Source organism: Cytophagaceae bacterium ABcell3, assembly GCA_030913385.1.
Classification (GTDB): domain Bacteria; phylum Bacteroidota; class Bacteroidia; order Cytophagales; family Cytophagaceae; genus ABcell3.
Genome location: CP133159.1, coordinates 3899515 through 3919884 on the forward strand (window position 1 = coordinate 3899515; position 20370 = coordinate 3919884).

The window sequence follows — 20370 nt, forward strand, 5'->3', positions numbered from 1 at the left end:
TTAAAAAAATAACCCTAAACGAGAACCTGCCATCAATCCTTCGTAAACATTGATAATGCCACTGAAAACTTTAACTTTGAAAACCTTTAGATATTCAAACCAGTGAAACATATATTAAAAACCTGTGGCTTAATACTAGCAATTATTTTCCTTACCGCAACCACACAAATTGGAGGTATTGTATTACTTATATGCCTACCTATTTTTGAATTAATTGACAAGTCGCTTTTGAATAAGCTTTACAGTACCGCCCTTAAACCACTTACTTTTATCACCCTTTACTTATTTGCAAGCCTGACCTTGGTACCTTTTCTGGCTGGATTATCAGGAAGGGTTCCACTTCCAGTCTACAGCAATGACCACTTAAAACCATTGAGCATTTTCACCTGTTTTTTAAACCGGCATTATGTGAAACCAGAACTACTAGAAATAACCGAACATGTAGCAAGCCAAATGCATGTTTTGTATCCAGGAACAGTAACATCCTATCTGGATGCGAATTTTCCTTTCATAGACAAATTCCCTCTGCTCCCACATTGGAGCCATAATGACGGAAAGAAACTTGACCTCGCTTTTTTCTACAGAGAACTGCATTCAGGAAAGCGATTGAACAAAGCGCCGTCTTATATAGGGTATGGTGTATTTGAAGAGCCTATAACAGGAGAGCAGGACACACCAACCGAATGTGCCTCAAAAGGCTTTATACAGTATAGTTCTTTACGCTATCTGGTACCACAAAATAACAAGGCACATATGCCCTTTGACCAAGAAAGAACGAAGAAAATCATAGAGCTACTGCTTCAAGAAAGTAATATTGGTAAAATTTTTATTGAACCACATTTAAAAGAAAGAATGGGACTAAAGCATGAAAAGATCAGGTTCCATGGCTGCCATGCAGTAAGGCATGACGACCATATTCATTTCCAATTAAAATAACAGTTATGCTTCCATACTTTCTGGTTTTCACGTTAATTACTTATGTCATCTTCAATGTTTATGTTGATAGCCGCATCGTTAAGGCGAACTACTTTAATGAAAAAAGACGCAAAGTGCATAGGGTTTTTATATGGGCTCTACCCTTTATCGGCGCTTTACTGATCAGAAACTTCTGGAAAAACAAACAAAAAGGTATGGAAATCATGACAAAGGAAAAAAGAAAAGATTCACCAAGCCAAACCAATATCGGCGGAGATAATATTAGTGATAGTGGTGACTCTTAGAAAAAAGCCTCATAGCTCTTAAAAACTAAATATAATACAACCTACCCCCAAGCCTTTCCTAGTACGGTTCGCTCATGTATCATTAACCATATTTCTTCACCACTGCTATACCCAAATAATAACTAATATATCATAACAAGTACGCATAAACCCGTTTCTACCGGAAAAGTTAAATGACATAAATCATCCATAAAAGCAGGGAAAAAAGCAAACAGACAACAAGCAGAACAGTTAGCTTTTAGGACACTTTTTTAAATTTTTATATTTATATGCTTATTTCAATGAAAACAGCTAGGCACATTTTTGCACTAATATGTTATGTATGCTTTTTTAACCTACCTGGGCTTAGCGCACAGGACAATAGGCAGCGTTTCCCAGACATAGAAAAGAGAGACCAGGAACTTCCCATTCCCCCAACAAGCTTTGTCCCCCAAGACACAGAGCCTGATAAGACCATTACCATTGATATGAAAGATGACAGCGAGGTATATTTAGGCAATGGCGTCGTTTACAAAGGGTTTGTTATTGATGATAAAATCCCTGGCCCCACTTTTACATGTGAAGAGGGAGAGGTAATTGAGTGGGTAGTAAAAAACTCTGGATCGCGCCCCCATGGCCTATCTATTCATGCTGCATACACTCAGACCTCAGAATATTTAGGAAATATAGCTCCCGGAGAAGAAGCTTCTGTTGTTTTTCGCGCTACCTATCCAGGAGTTTATATGTACCATTGTGCGCCAGCAGGACATGCTACGCCCATGCATACACTTTTAGGACAGTACGGGATGATTGTGGTAAAACCTAAACAAAAGTACCGTTTAGAGGAAGTCCTAGAAAAGGACCCTGATCTTGAAATCTACTTATTACAACATGAGTTTTATGCCAATGGCAAAGATGCAGTAGAAGGTCAAGGGAAACCCATGTACGTGGCTTTTAATGGTCAGCCTTTCCGATATGTAAGAGACCCCATCAAAGGACGTCCGGGGGATTATGTCCGTATATACTTCATGAATGCAGGACCTAACCTCTTATCTACATTGCATTTAGTGGGCATTGTTTGGGATTATGCCTACTGGCAAGGCAATCCAGAAAACATCCTTACCGGTGGCCAAACAGTAACTTCTGGTCCTAGCGACACATGGGTTGTGGAATTCAGGATCCCGCCAGACGAAGGGGATTACACCATCGTGACCCACGCTTTTGGATCCGCCAGCAAAGGTGCTATCGGCATTTTAAATGCTCAAGAAGATGCCGACCGAACAACACCTGAACTTGCAGACGGCCCTGTCTATACTGAAAACGAATGGGAGGAATTAAGAGAAGATATCAAAAGAACTATATCTCCTTTTGAACCTGGCTCTAAAGATGTAGACCCAGTTAAAAAGTACCCTCCCGGAACTAGTGAAATAACTGTTCAAATAATTGGCAACTCTTATTATCCCAAAGTTATAGAAGTGGAGCCAGGCACAGAAGTAACATGGATAAATGAAGATGTTTTCCCTTTTCTCGAAGGAGAGTTTTCGGGAGCACATGACGTTTTTGTTATAGATGGACCAGAACCTTTTAGGTCACCTATGCTCAAGCATGCAGAAAGCTACACTCATACTTTTACCGAAGAAGGTGAATATGAATATATTTGCTCTCCACACCCTTATATGAAAGGTATAGTTAAAGTAAAAGAAAGAGATTAATCCCCTTTTATTAAGTAGGGGCCTGCTGAAAAAGTCACAAGCGTGCAAGATACGCATGGCCTTACATGAAGACGTATTGGAATACTACGAATGTAAGGCCATAAAGTAGATTGTGCGCTTGTGGCTAGCCCCATAAAATATTGATTAAAAACTTCTCAATTTACTGTACACGGAAAAAATAAGAAATAACCGAAAAACCCTTGCACCTATACCTCATAATAATTTATGCAAATATTAACAGACCAATGTTTGGAGCGTTTTTCAGCGCGCCCTAAGTACGGACAATGTCATAAATTTAAACTTTAGGACATATTTTCAGTGCGCCCTTATTTAACCTAAAATAGGCAATAGAGCTTTCTATTATGTAGCAAAATAACTTCAAATCAATTGCTTCGCTCACATTTGTATCTTATCCATAGTGCTGATTTATTATTATTTTGCTCCTCATGATGAAATCTATTAAATAATTCAGGTTGAACACCCAGTACTCGCTACTCAAAGACTGTTTGCCATTCTAAAATCATGGATTTTCGAATAGTTTTTTATGTAAAAAATACACTAACCTTACACAAAAAGGCCAATTTTTACACAAAAACCCGTTTTTTATAAATAAAAACCACTTAAAAAAAACGCTTACAAATACTTACATCAAATAATTCTTCATGTAAAATATAACTTATTTATAAAAAACAGAGTATTACATCTTTATATATTTATAAAAAATCTAATTTTTATCTCAGAAATATGTAAAAAATTTATTTTCTTGCACATATTATAACAAGTTAACTTATGAGGAAGTGTACTTCTATCAAATTTTCCGCAAAAGAGGCCACACAAGTCTTCAGAAAATTTGCAAGAGTATGGTTAGCCATCTTTCTGTTAACATCATGCTTTTCTTCTAATGCGCAAGAACATTCACATGAAGAAACAGATTTAAGAATACTGGCAGAAGACCTGTGGTTTGAAGCCTCAAAAGAGCTAGCAAGCCTCCACATTCCAGAAAGCGAAAAACACGACTTTTACGTCTACGCATCCGAGCAACTGCACAAAGAAAAAATATTATTTTTCCTTCACGTTTTCAAGGGCCTAATTACCGAAGAAAACCTAGACAAGTACATAAACAACATGCGCTCTTCAAGAAAAGAGGCATATCAAAAGTTTCTGCGTGCCCCAAAAGATAAAAAGAAGCCCACCCCTACCCCACGACCAGGGTTAAGACTAAAGTCGGACGAAGCTTGCTATAATATGGGTTTTGAAACAGGAACTTTTGTTGAATGGGAAGGAGCATTGAGAAACAGACATATAGGCAATCAGGCTTTTCCCGAAGTGGCGATCCCTGGTCCTTGGGAAGAAGGTTTTAACCAACACTGTATCATGACTCCGGATATGACAGATCCGTTAATTCCCGATCTGCCTGTAGTAGCCCCTGGCAGAACAAACGCTGTCCGACTGGGAAACACCATAGGAGGAGGACATTTGGCTACGCTACGACGAACCTTTACCGTTGACTCTTCTAACATGATTTTCACTTATCGATATGCAGTTGTTTTAGACGACCCTGCTGACGCTAGAGGACATGGAGGTTTGCACAGGCCACATTTCAATGCACGGCTCATCGGGAGTGACGGCGAAGAAATTGGGTGTACAGGCTACTCTGTAGTGGTAGAGCCTAATTTACCTGACTATATTAGAACCTGTGTTGGCATGGACTGGGCTATGGATGAAAAAAACATCGGTTGTCCGCCAGAAAATGTGAATGACGGCGCTGCCCATTATAATCCACACCCAAGAAATGGCTGCCGGGGAAACAATCTGGATATATACTACAAGAATTGGTCTACGGTATCTATGGTATTAAATGAATACATAGGGCAAGAGGTTACCATAGAATTTACGGCGGCAGACTGTGTGCCTGGCGCTCATTTAGGATATGCCTATGTAGACACTGAGTGTGCTCCACTAAACCTTTCCCAAACCCAGCCAATCTGCAGTGGCACAGAAGAGCGTACCATAGAGGCTCCCGAAGGCTTCGAATCTTACAGTTGGTCTGGCCCAGGCATTGTTTCCGGCGAAAATGAACAAGTGGTCACTGTAAACAGGTCTGGAACTTATACCGTTACCATAATGCCGATTTCAGACAACCCATGCCCGACAGAACTGGAATATGTGGTAGAAGAAACTTGTCCACCAAGAGCATACAACGCCAGTGTCTGCGAAACTGAATTAAATACTCTAGAGGCTGAAAACATTGACCTAAGCAACTATGAATCCTTGATAACAGAAAATGGTCTATACGGAGAAGTAATCGCTTGGCATACAGAATTACCTGCGAACAACGCCAATCTAATCATAGATCATAACATAACAGTCCAGCATCAAGATACGGTTTATGCTATCTCCTCATTTGAAGACATCAGAACAGATACTGTACCTTTAGCTTGGACTGTCCAAAACATGCCTGAAATTAGCTTTCCTGACCAAGAACCTTTGTGCGAAGGGAGCAATCCAGTTACCATTGAAAATGTAACACCTCAAGGAGGGACGTATTTCGGTGACCATACTACCGAGTCAGGCACATTTAACCCCGAAGAAGCGGGAGTTTTCACTTTGTCCTACACTTATACAACAGAAGAAGGATGCTCTGACACGGCAACAAATACCATTGAAGTCATTCCCCCTCCAATAGTCAATGCAGGAAACGATCTATCAATTTGTGCTACCGAACAAGAGGTAGTTTTATCTGCAGACTCTGCCAATGCTACTAGTTTACAATGGAGTGGAAGCGGAAATTTTTCACCTGATGCATCGTCTATTTCACCTACTTACGCACCTTCTGAAGAGGAAAAGTCTAATGGCATAGCAACGCTAACTCTTACAGCAACGGGAATTGCTCCTTGCCCTGTCATAACTGATACCGTCAGCATTACCATAGTTCCTGAGCCTAGAGCAGATGCAGGTGAGGACCAATTGCTGTGCAGCGACGTTACAATGATTAACCTAGAAGGTTTTGCAGAAAACCATGAATCTGTCACTTGGACTGGAGGCTCTGGAAGCTTTTCCCCTAATGACCAACAGACCACCACTTACACCCTAGCCCCAGGAGAAACTGAACATGAATACTTAACCTTGACACTAACAGTAGCAAGAGATTCTTTATGCGATCCTGCCTATGATGAAGTTGAGATAAGGTTTGCCTTACTGCCTACCGCCGATGCTGGGCCAGACACTAATGTATGTGCTAACAATGCAGAAGTAAACCTTTCAGGCACTATCACAAATGCCCCAGAAAGCATCTGGTCAGGAGGACATGGCTCATTCTCTCCATCTCCTAATGTGGTCGATGCAATATATCACCCAACAGAAGATGAAGCAAATACAGGACAAGTCACCCTGACATTGAGTACTACAGGAAGCGAAGTCTGCCCTGATGTCTCAAACCAGGTAACCATACAAATATACCCATCTCCCAATGTTGACGCAGGTCCTCCAGTAGAGATTTGCGCCAACGAAGAACAACTTACCCTGCAAGGAACAGCTTCAAATGCCTCTAACATTATATGGTCAGGTGGTGCAGGTTCTTTTTCACCATTAAATGAAGCTTCCACAACCTATACGGTAGCTCCAAATGATATACTCAGCAGGGTATTTACTTTAACGTTAACTGCCGAAGAAGAAGGCTGTTTGCCTGAATCCGACGAAACCACTATAACCATACACCCATTTCCTGAACTAGAAACCCCTAATATGACTACCTGTGAAGGTGAAGAGGCCACCATTACAACCACTAACATTCCAGGAGCATCTTATCTATGGAACTCAGACAACGGCAGTACAAGCAATGAAGGACATACACTAAACGTCTTAACGGAACCTGGCGAGCAAGAATTTCAGGTCACAGTCACTTCGCCAGAAGGGTGTACCGCTACGGATAGTATGGTTTTAAAGGGTGTTCCCCATCCAATAATATCGGTAAATGACACGGCCACTTGTGTCAACAAAGATTTAAGAATGATAGTGGAGTTGATTAACGAAGATGATCTTGACCCTTCCTCCTTATCCTTCCAGTGGACAAAAGACAATCAGGTAGTATCCAATAGCCATGACTTTTACACTACCGCAATAGAAAACTTTACCACTGAAATTACGGTGAGCAATGGCTGCCCAACAACAGAGCAAGCCTCTGTAACAGTGCATCCTGTCCCTACAGGCGACTTAGGGCGAAACCATATGGTATGCCGAGAAGAAGATGAGTTTGTCACCTTAGACCCAGGAGAAGCCGATGCTTATCTATGGCATCGACATGAAGACTCATCCAGGACGTTGGAAGCAAAAGACCCAGGTCTATACCAGGTAACACTTGCCAATGAATTTGGTTGCGAAACGACCCTCGAAACAGAAGTAAGGGAAGTTTGTCCACCGAGCCTGCACATCTCAAATGCATTTAGTCCCAATGGCGATGGCAGCAATGACAAATACACCGTGTACCATAAAAATGTAACAAATTTCCAAATGCTCATTTTTAACCGCTGGGGAGAAATCATCTTTGAAAGCGTAGACCCTGATGAAGCATGGGATGGGTATTACCGGGGAGACCCTATGCCGGTAGGAGTATACCCATGGAGAATTACCTATGAAGGAAACTCAGAAGAATACAGAGGGCCTTATAAAAAACAAGGGAGTGTAACATTGATAAGGTAATCAATTACATGTAGTAAATGGCTAAATCAACAAAGGCTATAAAAGCACCGTTATTAATGTTCAGCATACTGTTTTGCGCACTATGCCAGCACCTTCATGCCCAAGACATTCAGTTTTCTCAATTTTACGCTACACCACTTTATCAAAACCCTGCATTTGCTGGAAGTGCACACGCCACACGCTTTATACTACACCAGCGCTTGCAATGGCCTTCTTTAGATGCAAGGTACATTACTTCGATGTTTTCTGCCGACCATTATTTTGAAAAGCAAAGAAGTGGAGTCGGGATTATAGCCTTTAGGGACTGGCAAGGCGCCAGCATTATCAATTCCAGTCATATTGGCCTACAGTATGCTTACGAATTACCAATTTCTGAAAAACTGACCTTTAGAGCAGGATTGGAAGCGTCTTTTGTTTCCAGAAGCCTAAACTATGCGCTATTGACTTTCCCAGACCAATACTCTGTGGCAGGCTTTCTGGACAACCCCACCAATGAACCTTTAGATGGCAGTTCTGTCACTTATGCAGATCTCTCTTCAGGTGGCATACTGTACCATGAAAACTTTTGGGTAGGACTTTCTGCCCATCACATGAATACACCCAACCAGTCTTTTTATGGAGACCTAAGCAACCTGCCTGTCAAATGGGCTGTAACAGGGGGCTACAAAATTGTCTTGAGAAAAAACCAATCAACAGCATCTTTAGAAGAAAAAACTTTCTCAATAACCCCTACTTTTCACTATAAGACCCAAGGAAGGTCTGACCAAACAGATATAGGGTTATATGCACTGTATGATAATATTATTGCAGGTGTGTGGTACCGTGGGATACCATATTTAAAAAGATACCGTGAGTACCTTCACAACAATGAGTCAATGGTTGTACTTTTGGGGTTCAAAATTGATAATCTCAGCATTTCATACAGCTATGATGTTACAGTATCAAAACTTGCTGGCGCACAAACAGGAGGCAGCCATGAGATTAACCTAACATACCTTACAGACTGGCCACCACGTCGTGGTAAACCTAGAAGAAAGCTCCCATGTCCACGGTTTTAGCGGGAAGGTAATACAGCATACAAAACTCACCCTTAAACCTGTATAACAGGAGACTTAAACCCAAAGTATTACAAAGAATATCCGTGTTGGTTTTGATATAATATAGGAGACATGAGTGACTTGAAGCTGTTTTTGACACACAGTATACACTTCCTATTTCCCGTTGTAAACTTTTTTTGACACAAGATGTTTTTTTACATCAGAAAAATATCAAGAAACATGACCAATAAGGACTTTGCCCTCGTGCTGTCTGGCGGAGCAGCTAGGTGCATTGCACAACTAGGTATTTTACAAGCACTAGAGGAAAACAATATAAAACCTGCTGTAATTTCCGGAGTAAGTGGAGGTTCCATAGTGGGAGCTTTTTACTGTAATGGATACACCCCTAAAGAGACCCTCCAAATAATTAAAGAAACCTCCATTCTAAAAGCTCTAAGGCCAACATGGAGCCCTGGTTTGCTTAAACTGAGCAAAGCAGAAGAAATTTTCCGGAAATATCTTAAAGCAGAAACATTTGAGGCATTAGAAACCCCTCTTTTTATTAGCGCATGCGATGTTGAAAATCCAAAAAACATTGCGTTTTCAGAAGGAGAAATTATACCTCCCCTACTAGGAAGCTGCTCCTTGCCTCCATTGTTCAGGGCTGTAGAATACAATGGAAAAAAATTAGCAGATGGAGGAATTGTCAACAACCTGCCCGTTGAGCCCGTCAAAAACTACAAAAAAATAATAGGTGTAAACGTTAACTTGGTCAAAACCAATATACCACCAGACTCTTTAGTCCATTATACAGAATGGGTCATCGATGTGGTGGTAAACAACAACATAAAAGAGAGCATCAAACAATGCCATTTATTTCTAGAACCACCCAAAATGAAGAACTTTCACCTGATAGATGTAATGAAAGCCGATGACATGTTTGAAGTGGGCTATAAGCATGCGAATGAAAATATGGATAAAATATCAAAGTTAATCAACTCACATTGAAATGCTAATGTATTTTAATCTCCTTACAACAACCAGCATTAAGAATTATGAAAAATAAAATCTATTTTTTGGGCCGTGCTTTAGTATCTACATAAAACCCTTCCCCTATTTTATTTCCGATCAAGCTCAAACCTTCCTGCTCATAGGGCGTGCAAGGCAAAGGGTGGTTGTGACATAAATCACCCTCCTCAGGAAGGTAAAGGTCAAAGCCAGGCTTCTGCACCTGTTTTACCGAAACTTGTTCATAAGGTTGAGGATATAAAACATGCTCTAACAGGCTTACTCCTTCCAGTTCTTTATAAATAGACCAAGCAGAGAAAGCAAGCATAACAGCACAACAGGATATAGCCATCACCCTCCTAAATTTATACAAAGCCATATAAGTAACTACAAGAAAGCAGCTAATAATAAAACCATGGGCAAAGCGAAAGTATGGTGCCATATAAAACCAAAAGACCACCCCTGCAAAAGAAAGCAAATACAATAATATTAGTATTGTGCTTATTTGACTTTTTCTAACACGAAACAAGACAATAGCCGGCGAAATGAGCATAACAAGAAATATCGTGTGTTCCACAAATGTTTTGTTTTGCCACCAAATCTTAAACCATTCCTGAAAAGGGAGCTTACTGGCCCATTCCCAATTATAAGAAGCTGTACGGGCAAAACTCTTCACCCACTCTTTTTCAGTTACTACCAAATCATAAGGCACCTTCCATTGAAAAGAGAAAATATCAATATAAGGGAATGGGTATATTAAATAACCGGAAATTATTGCATTTCTGGTAAGCCAAGGAACTAATACTAAAGCTGCAACCAACGTTAAGTAAAGAAAAAAACGCTTCCTTTGGGTATGTTCAAGCCAAAAGATCATTAGCAGTGGAACTGTTAAAATGGCAATAGAGGATACTTTAATGGTAATCAATACAAAAGCAAACAAAAGAATAAGTTTCAACACCACTGCGTCTCGTGATTGAAGCCAATCCATGAGTAAACAAAGCGTCAATAACACATAAACTGTGGTAGGGTAATCTGGAGAGGGTGAAGAAACCCAAGGGCGGTAAAATATCATGATCAACAGCAGGATGCCGGAGAAAAAGTATATAGCAAAATCCCTTTTGTCTTTCGCAAAGATTTTACGGAGACAAAAAACAGAAAAAATAAAAAATAAAAAAGATGGCAAGGCATTGTGCAGTGGGGTTCCCAAAAAGCTTGTAAAACTAAATAAAGCAGTGGCTAAATGATAAGAAGAGTTAAACCCAAACCGTCCATGAATGTTTGCCAGGCCTTTTACCGCAGGATAATTTTCAAACCATTGAATCGTCTGAGCGTGATATAGTGCTGTATCGGTTACAAAAGGAGTCCTAATTGATTGTGATAGCGCAAAAACAAAGAAAATAAGAACAGAAGCCCAAAACCATTTGCTGCCTGAAACAAACGTAAACTTTTTTATATCAGAAAAATTAAACGATAAGTATCCAACACAAAAAAGAAACAGTAAACTGTTGGCAATCCATGCCATGCCCACAAACAAAGAAACAAAGTTCAACAAGACCATCAACACTGCAAGCCCTGTTAGCATGTAAAACTCCACAGGTTTTTGCACCCCTCGACCCTTATACCCAGAGCGCAAGAAAACAGCCCCTAAAACATAGGTTATAAAAGATATGTAAATCCAAACGACAAGTGTGATAAGCATAATAAAGACCGGTCTCCGCCACAGGGAATCTAAGTTAAAGCTAAAATGCTGTTTTCGGAACTTTTATTATGACAATGCCTGTATTTTTTGCACAAAACAAAAAGAAAGCCACCATTGGCTAGGGAGGAAAACGGAGAGCAGTGGTTGATAAGATTCCTGACATACCCATATTGCCCCTTAACAAGGATGACAAGTATTTTAAACTTATCATCCTAAATTTAATTTTCAGATCCGGTCTTTGTTAATCAACCTTCTTCAAAAACCTGAACAATTCGCTATCAGTAGAGAGAATAAGAGTAGACTTCTCGTCCATAGATTTTTCAAAGCTTTCCATTGACCTTAGAAAATTGTAAAGCTTCCTTGATTCGGCGTTTTTATTGTAAGCTGCTGCATAAATAGCAGTAGCTTCCGCATCGGCACGGCCTCTAATAGTTTCTGACTCTCTTACAGCTTCAGATTGTATCTGTGCCAGATCCTTTTCTTTGTTACCTTCAATTTTTCTTGCTTCACCTTGACCTTCTGACCTAAATTGATCGGCTATACGGTTTCGCTCACTAATCATCCGGTCATATACCCTCTCGCGTACTTCATCCACATAGTTCATTCTTTTTATGCGGAAGTCCAGTATTCTAACGCCAAGATCTTCCGTTCTTTTATTCGCCTTTTTAAGAATCAGTGCTTCAATGGCATCCCTTCCGACACTTATTTCTTCAAGCACTTCTATTTCTTCAAGGAACTCTTCTTCTACTTCCGGTTCTCTGTTTGTTGAACGTACAATATCAAGCAATAAATGGCTGGCTACTGCATTACGGGTTTCCCCATCAAGAATATCATCTAGTCTTGACTGACCTGAGTTTTCATCTCTGAGGCGGATAAAAAACTGAAGAGGGTTCACTATTTCCCATCTTGCATAAGTATCCACAAAAATGTACTTCTTATCCTTTGTTGGAACCTGATTTGCATCACCGTCCCATTCAAGGTAGCGTTTATCAAAATACTGTACCTTCTGAACAAACGGAGTCTTAAAATTCACCCCCGGGTGGACACGTGGTTCCCCGACAGGTTTTCCAAACTGGGTAACTATGGCTTGCTGGGTCTCATCTAGTATAAAAAAGCTGTTAAAACCAGCTACAACAGCCACAACAGTAAGTATTATCAGCGTTATAAATTTAACTTTCATATCTATTTTTGCTTTTTCTGGTCAAGGTTTAACATAGGCAGTAAGTTGTTACCTTTTTCATCCAGGACAATTTTGTTCCCCAAGACAGGTAAAACACGTTCCATGGTTTCAAGATAAATCCGCTTTTTCGTTACTTCCGGGGCTTTAATATATTCGCTATAGAATGAATTAAACTTATCAGCCTCACCTTTTGCGCGGTTAATACGGTTCAGCGCATAAGCTTCTGCAAGTTGTATCGTTTCCATGGCCTCACCACGTGCACGTGGTATAACCTTATTATATTCTGATTCAGCCTTATTTATTAAAGTCTCCCTTTCTTGTTGCGCTTGATTTACAGCATTAAAAGAAGGCTTTACCGGACTAGGCGGGTTTACATCCTGCAACACTACCTGGTCTATGCGTATTCCATTTTCATACTCATTGCACATTTGCTGGAGCAAAACTTCAACATTGGAAGCCACCTCCTGCCTTTTAATGGTCAACACCTCATTTACAGTACGGTCACCCACAGTTTTTCGCATAGCAGCTTCGGCCATATCACGCAAAGTCTTCTCGGCATTCCTAACTTTAAAGAGATATTGATGCGAGTTGACAATACGATACTGGACCACCCATTCGACATCAGTAAGATTAAGATCGCCTGTCAGCATCATTGATTCATCCGAAAGGTTTGCTTTGGAGTAAGAAGATTGAGTATTTGCAGAAGTAGTACGGAAGCCAAACTCTTGCTTAAGCTGTCGCTGCACAGGTATTTTATACATTTTTTCAATACCAAAAGGAATAATAAAATTTAACCCTGGCTGCACAGTCCGGTCATACCTGCCAAGATGCAGCACCACACCTTCTTCTTCCGGTTCTACTGAATGGGCAGAAGTGAATCCTCCCACTAAAATAATAATAATAATAAGGGACTTTCCCCAATATTTTTTTATCAGGTATTTCAGATAAAGTATTTGCTCTTGATCCATTAATTTCGGAGTTTATTTATTTATAAAAAGGAATTTGTGACAAAAAAATGTAAAACCTCATGTTTAAACAGCAAATACACACAAAAAAGTTGCCACAAATGAAGGTTTCAGAAAATTAGTGACGAAAATCTATGCAGCGGGATATTCAAGAAGGTAAAAAAAAACGCTCAATTCCAGTAGAGACCGCACTACCGGAACCACAGCACTACGATTTACTCCACTTCTAAACCTACCAGATGTGCTACTACTATAGGTTAAACCTGCAGAAAATTTCTCCTCCAAAAGCAACTCTTGGAATGACCGCTAAACCTTCATTTAAAATATTATAGAAACACTTTAAAAGAGCAGTATATTTACAGTAAATCTAAGACTCTAGAATCTACCACAAAATGAAAAAAAAATAGTTATAGCCCTAAGAGTTCTCCTTATCCTCGCAATCCTTTACAACATAATAGCTAACATTGGGGAAGACCTTTTAATCTATCAGATACTTATTTTAATGTTAGGTTCTTTATTTTACTTTTTTGGTGGTTATTTTATTTTTAAACCGAAGGAAACAATAAAAGGCTGGAAATTACTTGCTGTTTTCAGTGGTTTTTCCATATCCATGCTTCTGATTTCACTGATTTTTAAAATTAACCCTTCATCTACCCTACCTTACCAGTTTTATATAATAACAGCAATTCCATCAATAATCCTTGCTATAATTCTCACCTTCATGGTTTTGCTGACAAAAAACAAACACAGTCAGCAGTACTTTTTAAAGATGCTACTAAAGAATGCGTTACTTTCACTAAGTATACTCTCGCTTAATTTTACACCGGAAAAGTCGGTAGCCAAAGTTCTTTATGGAGAACACACGCCTTTGTACAACTATAAAATGCAACACATTCTCCTGAGTGAAGCACAGAATCTTAGAAATGACCGAACTGCTGCACTAGAGATAATACATGAGGCTTTGGAGTATTCAAGAAAAAACCGTGACAGAAGTAGTACTGTATATCAAGATTGTATGAATGAATTAGGTTACTTGCTATACCTTGAAAATAAATATCAGGAATCAGAACATGCTCTAAATGCAGTAATTGAGGCATATGAAAATACCGAGTCAGGAGACGATGACACCTACTATGATGCTATAAAGTACAAAGCTTACATAAATTCTAATCAAGGCAAATATTCTGTTTCGGACTCCCTTTTATATGTTCTTCTAGAGCGAGATTATTCTAATGACAGTAAGCTAACGGCACACTATAGATGGTTAGGGTACAATCAAAAAAGGCGAAGAAACTTACAAAAAGCAGACTCTCTATTTAAACTAGCTCTTTACCACTATGAATATGTTGAAGAAAACAAGAAAAGCAAATATGAACTCTTGTGGATACAAAAAGGATTAGCTCAAAGCAAATTAGCAGCTGAAGACTTTTCCTCTGCAGATTCATTACTTCAGATTTGTAAATCTTATGCTAAAAGTGCATTTGGAGAAGAACATATAGAATACGCCAAAGTGGCAGATGTTTTAGTAAATCTGCATATCCAGCTAGGAAATTACTATGAAGCAGAAGATTACTGCCTGCAAAGTTTGAGGATTAAAGAGTCATTAGAACATTCTGAAGAAAATATACTTGATTCAAAAATTGATTTGATTAACATATTTCTGGGACTGTCTAAATACAAAGAAGCTGAGGAATTAATTAGAGAAGGGTTAACTACTTTGTTACATTTAAAACTTGACAACAGCTCCCCTACAGCTACTATGCTTTACGACATGGTCAGTCAGTTTTATGAAGATAAAATGGATTATGAAGAAGCACTTATTTATGCTAGAAAATCCGTGGATGGAAGGACCGATTGGTATGGGAAATATCATATCAAAACGGCCTCTTCACACCACCAACTAGCGTCTGTACTATACAAACTTTCTCAATACAAAGATTCAAAAGATATTTATAATCTGGCATTAGGGATTAAAAAACGTTTCAGAGGACAAAGAAGCGGTACATACGCCTCTTCATTAAATGGATTAAGTTTAAACTTAATTGCTGAAAAGGATCTGTCAGGTGCAGAAGACTATCTGGAATTTTGTCTGGATGTTTATGAAGAATTAAAACAGCAAGAGCATGTTGATTACGCAACAGTACTAAGCAGTTACGCTTACCTTCAAAGTAAGTTCGGAAACGATAACAAAGCGGAGGAACTTTACAAAGAATCCTTAAAAATTTACAAGGGTAAATTTAAAGGAGCACATTTAAAACTTGGTCATACCTACTATGCGCTGGCTACTTTGAAGAAAAGCAGCAATAACTTTTCTGATGCATTACAATATTATAAAAAGGCTCATGAACACTACTCCAACATTTTAGGTAGCTACCATCATTTCGCAAATCAAATACAAAAGGAAATTGAAGCACTGGGAACAGCTTAATTCTAACTATGAAAACATTTTTTTAAAGTATTTACCAAAACTTAGCGATACGATAGGCACACTAAACAAAATTCTGGTTCTATATTTACAAAATCTACCCCATCTGCTTCTTCAGAAACTGTGCATTGATGGCCACAATAATGGTACTAAGGCTCATCAATACAGCGCCAACAGCAGGGCTTAAAACGATGCCTTGGGTATATAAAACTCCTGCTGCCAGTGGTATGGCAAGTACGTTGTAGCCCGTTGCCCAAGCAAGGTTCTGGACCATCTTCTTGTGCGTGGCTTTTCCAAATAGAATCAAAGAAGCTATATCATGAGGGTTGGAATTAACCAGAACAATATCCGCCGTTTCAGCTGCCACATCTGTACCTGATCCTACCGCTATACCGACATCGGCCTGTGCGAGTGCAGGTGCATCATTTACCCCGTCTCCTGTCATGGCCACAAATTCACCCTTCCCCTGCAACTCCTTTACCTTCTCTTGTTTTTTATCCGGTAGTACATTGGCAAAGAATCCGTCCATCTGAAGCTCATCGCTTACACTTTTGGCCACTCTTTCATTATCTCCGGTAAGAAGCAGATTTTTTATACCATTTTCTCTTAAAGTTTTTACAGCACCAAAGGATTCTTCCCTTATTTCATCTGCAAAAGCAAGGTATCCTATGAGCTTTTCATTGTCCAAGACATACACTATAGTCGCTGCTCCTTCTCCCTCAACCGATGAAGGTATATCCATTTTTTGCTCTTTTAAATAATTAGGGCCAACTACTTTGATTTTTCTTCCCTGGACAAGTCCTTCAATACCGACGCCAGATATGGATTTAAAATTTTCAGACGAGGGAACAGAAAGCCCCATTTCCTTAGCTTTGCCCAATATCCCTTTCGCTATATAATGTTCGGAGTGCTGCTCCACCCCGGCGGCCAACTGCAAAATTTCATTGTCTTCTATTTCTTCTTGTAAAGAAACAATCTTTGAGAGTTCGTGCGACCCTTTGGTAAGTGTACCTGTTTTGTCAAAAACGATGGTAGTAATCTTCCGGGAATTTTCAAAGGCCGTACGGTTTCTAATCAACAACCCTTTAGAAGCGGACATAGTGGTAGATATCGCCACAACTAAAGGAACCGCCAAGCCAAGGGCATGTGGGCACGATATCACCATAACGGTAACCATCCGCTCAAGTGCAAAAACAAATTCAAAGCCCAAGAGAAGCCAGACAGTCAAAGTCAGGAAACCTCCTATAAGCGCCACAAAAGTCAATATTTTAGCAGCACGGTCTGCCAGGTGCTGGGTTTTCGATTTAATTTTCTGTGCATCTTCCACCAGCTTGATCACCTTATTCAGGTAGCTGTCCTTGCCCATACTTTCAATCTTGATTTTCAGGGAGCCATCACCATTGACAGAGCCACCAATGGCTTTATCATCTTTGCCCTTCCTCACGGGTTTGCTCTCGCCGGTCAACATGCTTTCATCCAGGTGGCTTTCCCCCTCCACGACGACACCATCCGCAGGGATTTTTTCACCGGGTTTTACCATAATCAGGTCACCCTTGTTCAGCTCATCCACCCGCACTTCCTGTGTTGTTCCATCTTTTATTAAATGCGCCGTAGAAGGCATCATTTTCACCAAAAGGTCAAGCGCCCTGGAAGCCCCGGATACGGATTTCATCTCCATCCAATGTCCAAACAACATAATCACAATCAAGGAAGCCATTTCCCAATAAAAATCCATTCCTTCCAAACCAAGTGTAATAGCAAAACTATACGCCCAGGCAACGGTAATGGCTATTCCTATCAAGGTCATCATCCCAATGGCATTCTCCTTTACTTCGTCCCAAAGACCTGTCAGAAAAGGCCATCCTCCATAGAAAAACACAAAAGTACTTAAGGCCGCCAGCACAAACCTGTCTCCCGGAAAGGCAATTTCAAAGCCAAACCAATGCTGAATCATCTCTGATAAAGCAATAATAGGAATGGTAATAATTAGTGAAATCCAAAAGCGTCGTTTAAAATCTTCAATCATATGTTCATGGTGCCCTTCATGACCACCATGACCACTGGTATGATGTTCTCCATGGTGACCATGCATGGTTTCTTCTTCCATCTGTTTTTGTGGTTCTGAGGCCTGATGTTCGTGATGGTGATTTTTATTATGTCTATGATCCATTTTTTCTATTATTAAAAATTAGTACTACAATAAAAAATTTGTTATAGGCTTTCCTAATAGATTACTTTTTTAACCCAGATTATGCAACAGGGTTTGTCATGAGTAGCAAAAGAACAAAAAATCATTGCATTTGTGTAGCAATGCATAGTGGCGTTATAGTGAAGACACTAATGCCAAGCGACTGATTTAAAATTATTTTCCCTAACAAATAATAAACAGTCATATCCACCTACTAATCCAACCGGAGGACACTTTACCGAGGCATAAGAACAAAAAACACAACAACCGCCTTTCAATGGTTTAAGCTTTTTTTACAACTGACACACTGATAAAAAAACGACATGAACCTACAGGCATTTCCATTTCTTTATGAAAGCCGCATTCGGGACAAGTTATCTCCGATGTTTTTGCTATTCTCATACTAATATTTACCATCAATTAAGCCAGGAGTCTGTAGTCCCGTGGCCTGTGGTCTGTAATCAGCAATCAATAACTCTCGAATATCAAACCATCCCCCTAATGCACGTGTTGAGATGCAGGCGCTTGACCTTTATTTTCGCCTATAGACTTTACACTCTCCTTCACCTCACCACACATGAGCATAGACTCACCAAAGTATGGGTTTTTTATTTCCTTAAACTCACTGAGCCACGAAGCTCCCTGGTCTTCTATGGCCATAGGGCACTGGGCAACATAAATGACCTGCTCATTGTATTTAAAAGCTTTTAGAACTTTAATCAAGGCATCGGAAAGGCCTGAGAAATGGACGCGCTGCTCATCAATATCTCCGCCTTGTGCAATTGCGTGCAGGGATTGTCTTATCTTTGAGCCTTCATTGTTCCAAAATTCTGCAGCACTGCCATCAAGCTCCTTAGCCGCAAACTTTTTTAATTCATCTTCAATTTCCCCTGCAAGACTGGCTGTTTTCTCAGCATCTGATTCCACAAAAGCATTTTTAAGGTTCATATACTTTTCGGTCAATGCATTCAAATGGTGCCTAAACTCTGGGGTGGCATCATCGGCATGATTGACCGGGCGGTTCATCATACTGAAACCTCCATTAAGTTGCGCAGCGGCATCTACAGCAAAAGCACCGTTAGTCACCACTTCCTCCCCTGCTTCCAGACCTTCTTTGACCAGATACATATCGCCCATACGGGAACCTAGGGTTATCTCCCTCACTTCAAACGCAGGTTCTGCTCCCGGCACCTTCACGTACACCACCGAACGCTTTCCTGTCCAAAGCAATGCGGTTCGGGGAATGGCCAACACCTCATCAACAGGTTTTACAGAGGAACGTATACGGGCATTGACAAACATGTCCGGTTTCAGTTCCATATCTTTATTAACAAGCTCGGCACGTACAGAGGCCGCACGTGTTTGAGGGTTTATAACCGGGTCTACATAAGTTATTTTGGCCTCAAAGGTTCTACCAGGCAAAGCAGCAAGCGTAAAGGAAACAGGGTTACCTGCTTTCACAAAAGGCAAATCCGTTTCATAAGCATCCAGCAACACCCACACCTTACTTAGGTCTGCAATATTGAAAAGCGTTGAGCCTACATTTACATAGTCTCCTTTGGCAATATTTCTACTGGTTACAATGCCACTTTTGTCAGCCAGCACATCAAAATTGTCTCTTACCCGGCCACTTTGCTCAATTTCGCTGATCTGCCGATCACTCAACTTCCATAGGCGCAGTTTTTCACGTGCCGCCCTATAAAGCTCCGGATATAGGTCCTTTACTTTCACGGCTTCCAACAGCTCCTGTTGCGCACTTAGCAGTTCCGGCGAAAATATAGTGGCAAGCTTCTGCCCTTTCACCACTTGCTGGCCTGTAAAATTCACAGCAAGTTGCTCAATCCTCCCAGGATATTTTGCGGTAATACTTGCAAGTTGCCTTTCATCTGAGGCTATTTTTCCGGTTAAAAAAACTTCTCCTTCGGGTGAAACACCAGATACCGCAGAAGTTTGTACACTGGCAAGCGCCACTGCCTCAGGAGACATTTCATAGACCATTGGGTCTGCATGGGACGACTTGGAGGAAGAGGCTGGAATTAAATCCATCCCGCAAATAGGACACTGCCCCGGCTCCGGCTGACGGATCTGAGGGTGCATGGAGCAAGTCCATACTTCTGCACCGGCCGCTTCAGAATGCCCCGCATGATCGTCGGTGCTGGCTGGCTTTATCAACCAACCAATGAAAGCCCCCACTACTAAAGCCAGCAGTAAGGGAAACAGGCTCTTTTTGTTCTTTACTATATTTTTCATGGTATATTT

The 20370-nt window shown here is 40.3% G+C and carries 12 protein-coding genes; 7 read left to right on the forward strand and 5 right to left on the reverse strand.

What is annotated here, in order from left to right; all coding sequences use genetic code 11:
• Positions 1-102 precede the first annotated feature (102 nt).
• The 6 genes from RCC89_15845 (at position 103) to RCC89_15870 (ending at position 9654) form a co-directional block, all read left to right on the forward strand.
• Positions 103-936: a hypothetical protein gene (locus tag RCC89_15845; protein WMJ74625.1), complete on the forward strand. Its 834-nt coding sequence runs from the start codon at positions 103-105 to the stop codon at positions 934-936.
• Positions 937-941: 5 nt separating this feature from the next.
• On the forward strand, positions 942-1220 hold the full coding sequence (locus tag RCC89_15850; GenBank protein WMJ74626.1) for a hypothetical protein: 279 nt from the start codon (positions 942-944) through the stop codon (positions 1218-1220).
• Positions 1221-1501: 281 nt separating this feature from the next.
• Entirely contained in the window at positions 1502-2911 is a 1410-nt protein-coding gene (locus RCC89_15855; protein WMJ74627.1) for a plastocyanin/azurin family copper-binding protein, read from the forward strand.
• Positions 2912-3700: 789 nt separating this feature from the next.
• A complete protein-coding gene (locus RCC89_15860; protein ID WMJ74628.1) occupies positions 3701-7609 on the forward strand; it encodes a gliding motility-associated C-terminal domain-containing protein in 3909 nt (1302 codons plus the stop codon).
• Positions 7610-7626: 17 nt separating this feature from the next.
• Positions 7627-8667, forward strand: coding sequence for a type IX secretion system membrane protein PorP/SprF (locus RCC89_15865; GenBank protein WMJ74629.1), 1041 nt, complete (start codon positions 7627-7629; stop codon positions 8665-8667).
• 219 nt (positions 8668-8886) lie between these two features.
• The gene (locus tag RCC89_15870) at positions 8887-9654 is read left to right on the forward strand and encodes a patatin-like phospholipase family protein (GenBank protein ID WMJ74630.1); all 768 of its coding nucleotides are present in this window, start codon (positions 8887-8889) and stop codon (positions 9652-9654) included.
• Between the two features lie 61 nt (positions 9655-9715).
• Here RCC89_15870 and RCC89_15875 read toward each other — a convergent pair whose 3' ends face one another.
• The 3 genes from RCC89_15875 to hflK all read right to left on the reverse strand — a co-directional run bounded on the left by RCC89_15875 (position 9716) and on the right by hflK (position 13501).
• The gene (locus RCC89_15875; GenBank protein WMJ74631.1) at positions 9716-11353 is read right to left on the reverse strand and encodes a hypothetical protein; all 1638 of its coding nucleotides are present in this window, start codon (positions 11351-11353) and stop codon (positions 9716-9718) included.
• Between the two features lie 241 nt (positions 11354-11594).
• Complete coding sequence (gene hflC / locus RCC89_15880; GenBank protein WMJ74632.1) at positions 11595-12533, reverse strand: protease modulator HflC; 939 nt, start codon at positions 12531-12533, stop codon at positions 11595-11597.
• Positions 12534-12535: 2 nt separating this feature from the next.
• Positions 12536-13501, reverse strand: coding sequence for an FtsH protease activity modulator HflK (gene hflK, locus RCC89_15885; protein WMJ74633.1), 966 nt, complete (start codon positions 13499-13501; stop codon positions 12536-12538).
• 766 nt (positions 13502-14267) lie between these two features.
• Between hflK and RCC89_15890 the strand changes: the two genes are divergently transcribed.
• Positions 14268-15926 carry a tetratricopeptide repeat protein gene (locus RCC89_15890; protein ID WMJ74634.1) on the forward strand — a complete coding sequence of 553 codons (1659 nt, stop codon included), beginning with the start codon at positions 14268-14270 and terminating at the stop codon, positions 15924-15926.
• Between the two features lie 94 nt (positions 15927-16020).
• Here the strand turns inward: RCC89_15890 and RCC89_15895 are convergent, their stop codons facing one another.
• Positions 16021-18093 carry a copper-translocating P-type ATPase gene (locus RCC89_15895; protein WMJ74635.1) on the reverse strand — a complete coding sequence of 691 codons (2073 nt, stop codon included), beginning with the start codon at positions 18091-18093 and terminating at the stop codon, positions 16021-16023.
• Between the two features lie 516 nt (positions 18094-18609).
• A complete protein-coding gene (locus RCC89_15900) occupies positions 18610-20361 on the reverse strand; it encodes an efflux RND transporter periplasmic adaptor subunit (GenBank protein ID WMJ74636.1) in 1752 nt (583 codons plus the stop codon).
• Between the last annotated feature and the right edge of the window lie 9 nt (positions 20362-20370).

Coding starts and splice junctions, on each gene's coding strand:
- RCC89_15850 (WMJ74626.1), top strand. CDS start 942: ATGCTTCCATACTTTCTGGTTTTCACGTTAATTACTTATGTCATCTTC.
- RCC89_15855 (WMJ74627.1), top strand. CDS start 1,502: ATGAAAACAGCTAGGCACATTTTTGCACTAATATGTTATGTATGCTTT.
- RCC89_15860 (WMJ74628.1), top strand. CDS start 3,701: ATGAGGAAGTGTACTTCTATCAAATTTTCCGCAAAAGAGGCCACACAA.
- RCC89_15865 (WMJ74629.1), top strand. CDS start 7,627: ATGGCTAAATCAACAAAGGCTATAAAAGCACCGTTATTAATGTTCAGC.
- RCC89_15870 (WMJ74630.1), top strand. CDS start 8,887: ATGACCAATAAGGACTTTGCCCTCGTGCTGTCTGGCGGAGCAGCTAGG.
- RCC89_15875 (WMJ74631.1), bottom strand. CDS start 11,353: ATGCTTATCACACTTGTCGTTTGGATTTACATATCTTTTATAACCTAT.
- hflC (WMJ74632.1), bottom strand. CDS start 12,533: ATGAAAGTTAAATTTATAACGCTGATAATACTTACTGTTGTGGCTGTT.
- hflK (WMJ74633.1), bottom strand. CDS start 13,501: ATGGATCAAGAGCAAATACTTTATCTGAAATACCTGATAAAAAAATAT.
- RCC89_15890 (WMJ74634.1), top strand. CDS start 14,268: ATGCTACTAAAGAATGCGTTACTTTCACTAAGTATACTCTCGCTTAAT.
- RCC89_15895 (WMJ74635.1), bottom strand. CDS start 18,093: ATGGATCATAGACATAATAAAAATCACCATCACGAACATCAGGCCTCA.
- RCC89_15900 (WMJ74636.1), bottom strand. CDS start 20,361: ATGAAAAATATAGTAAAGAACAAAAAGAGCCTGTTTCCCTTACTGCTG.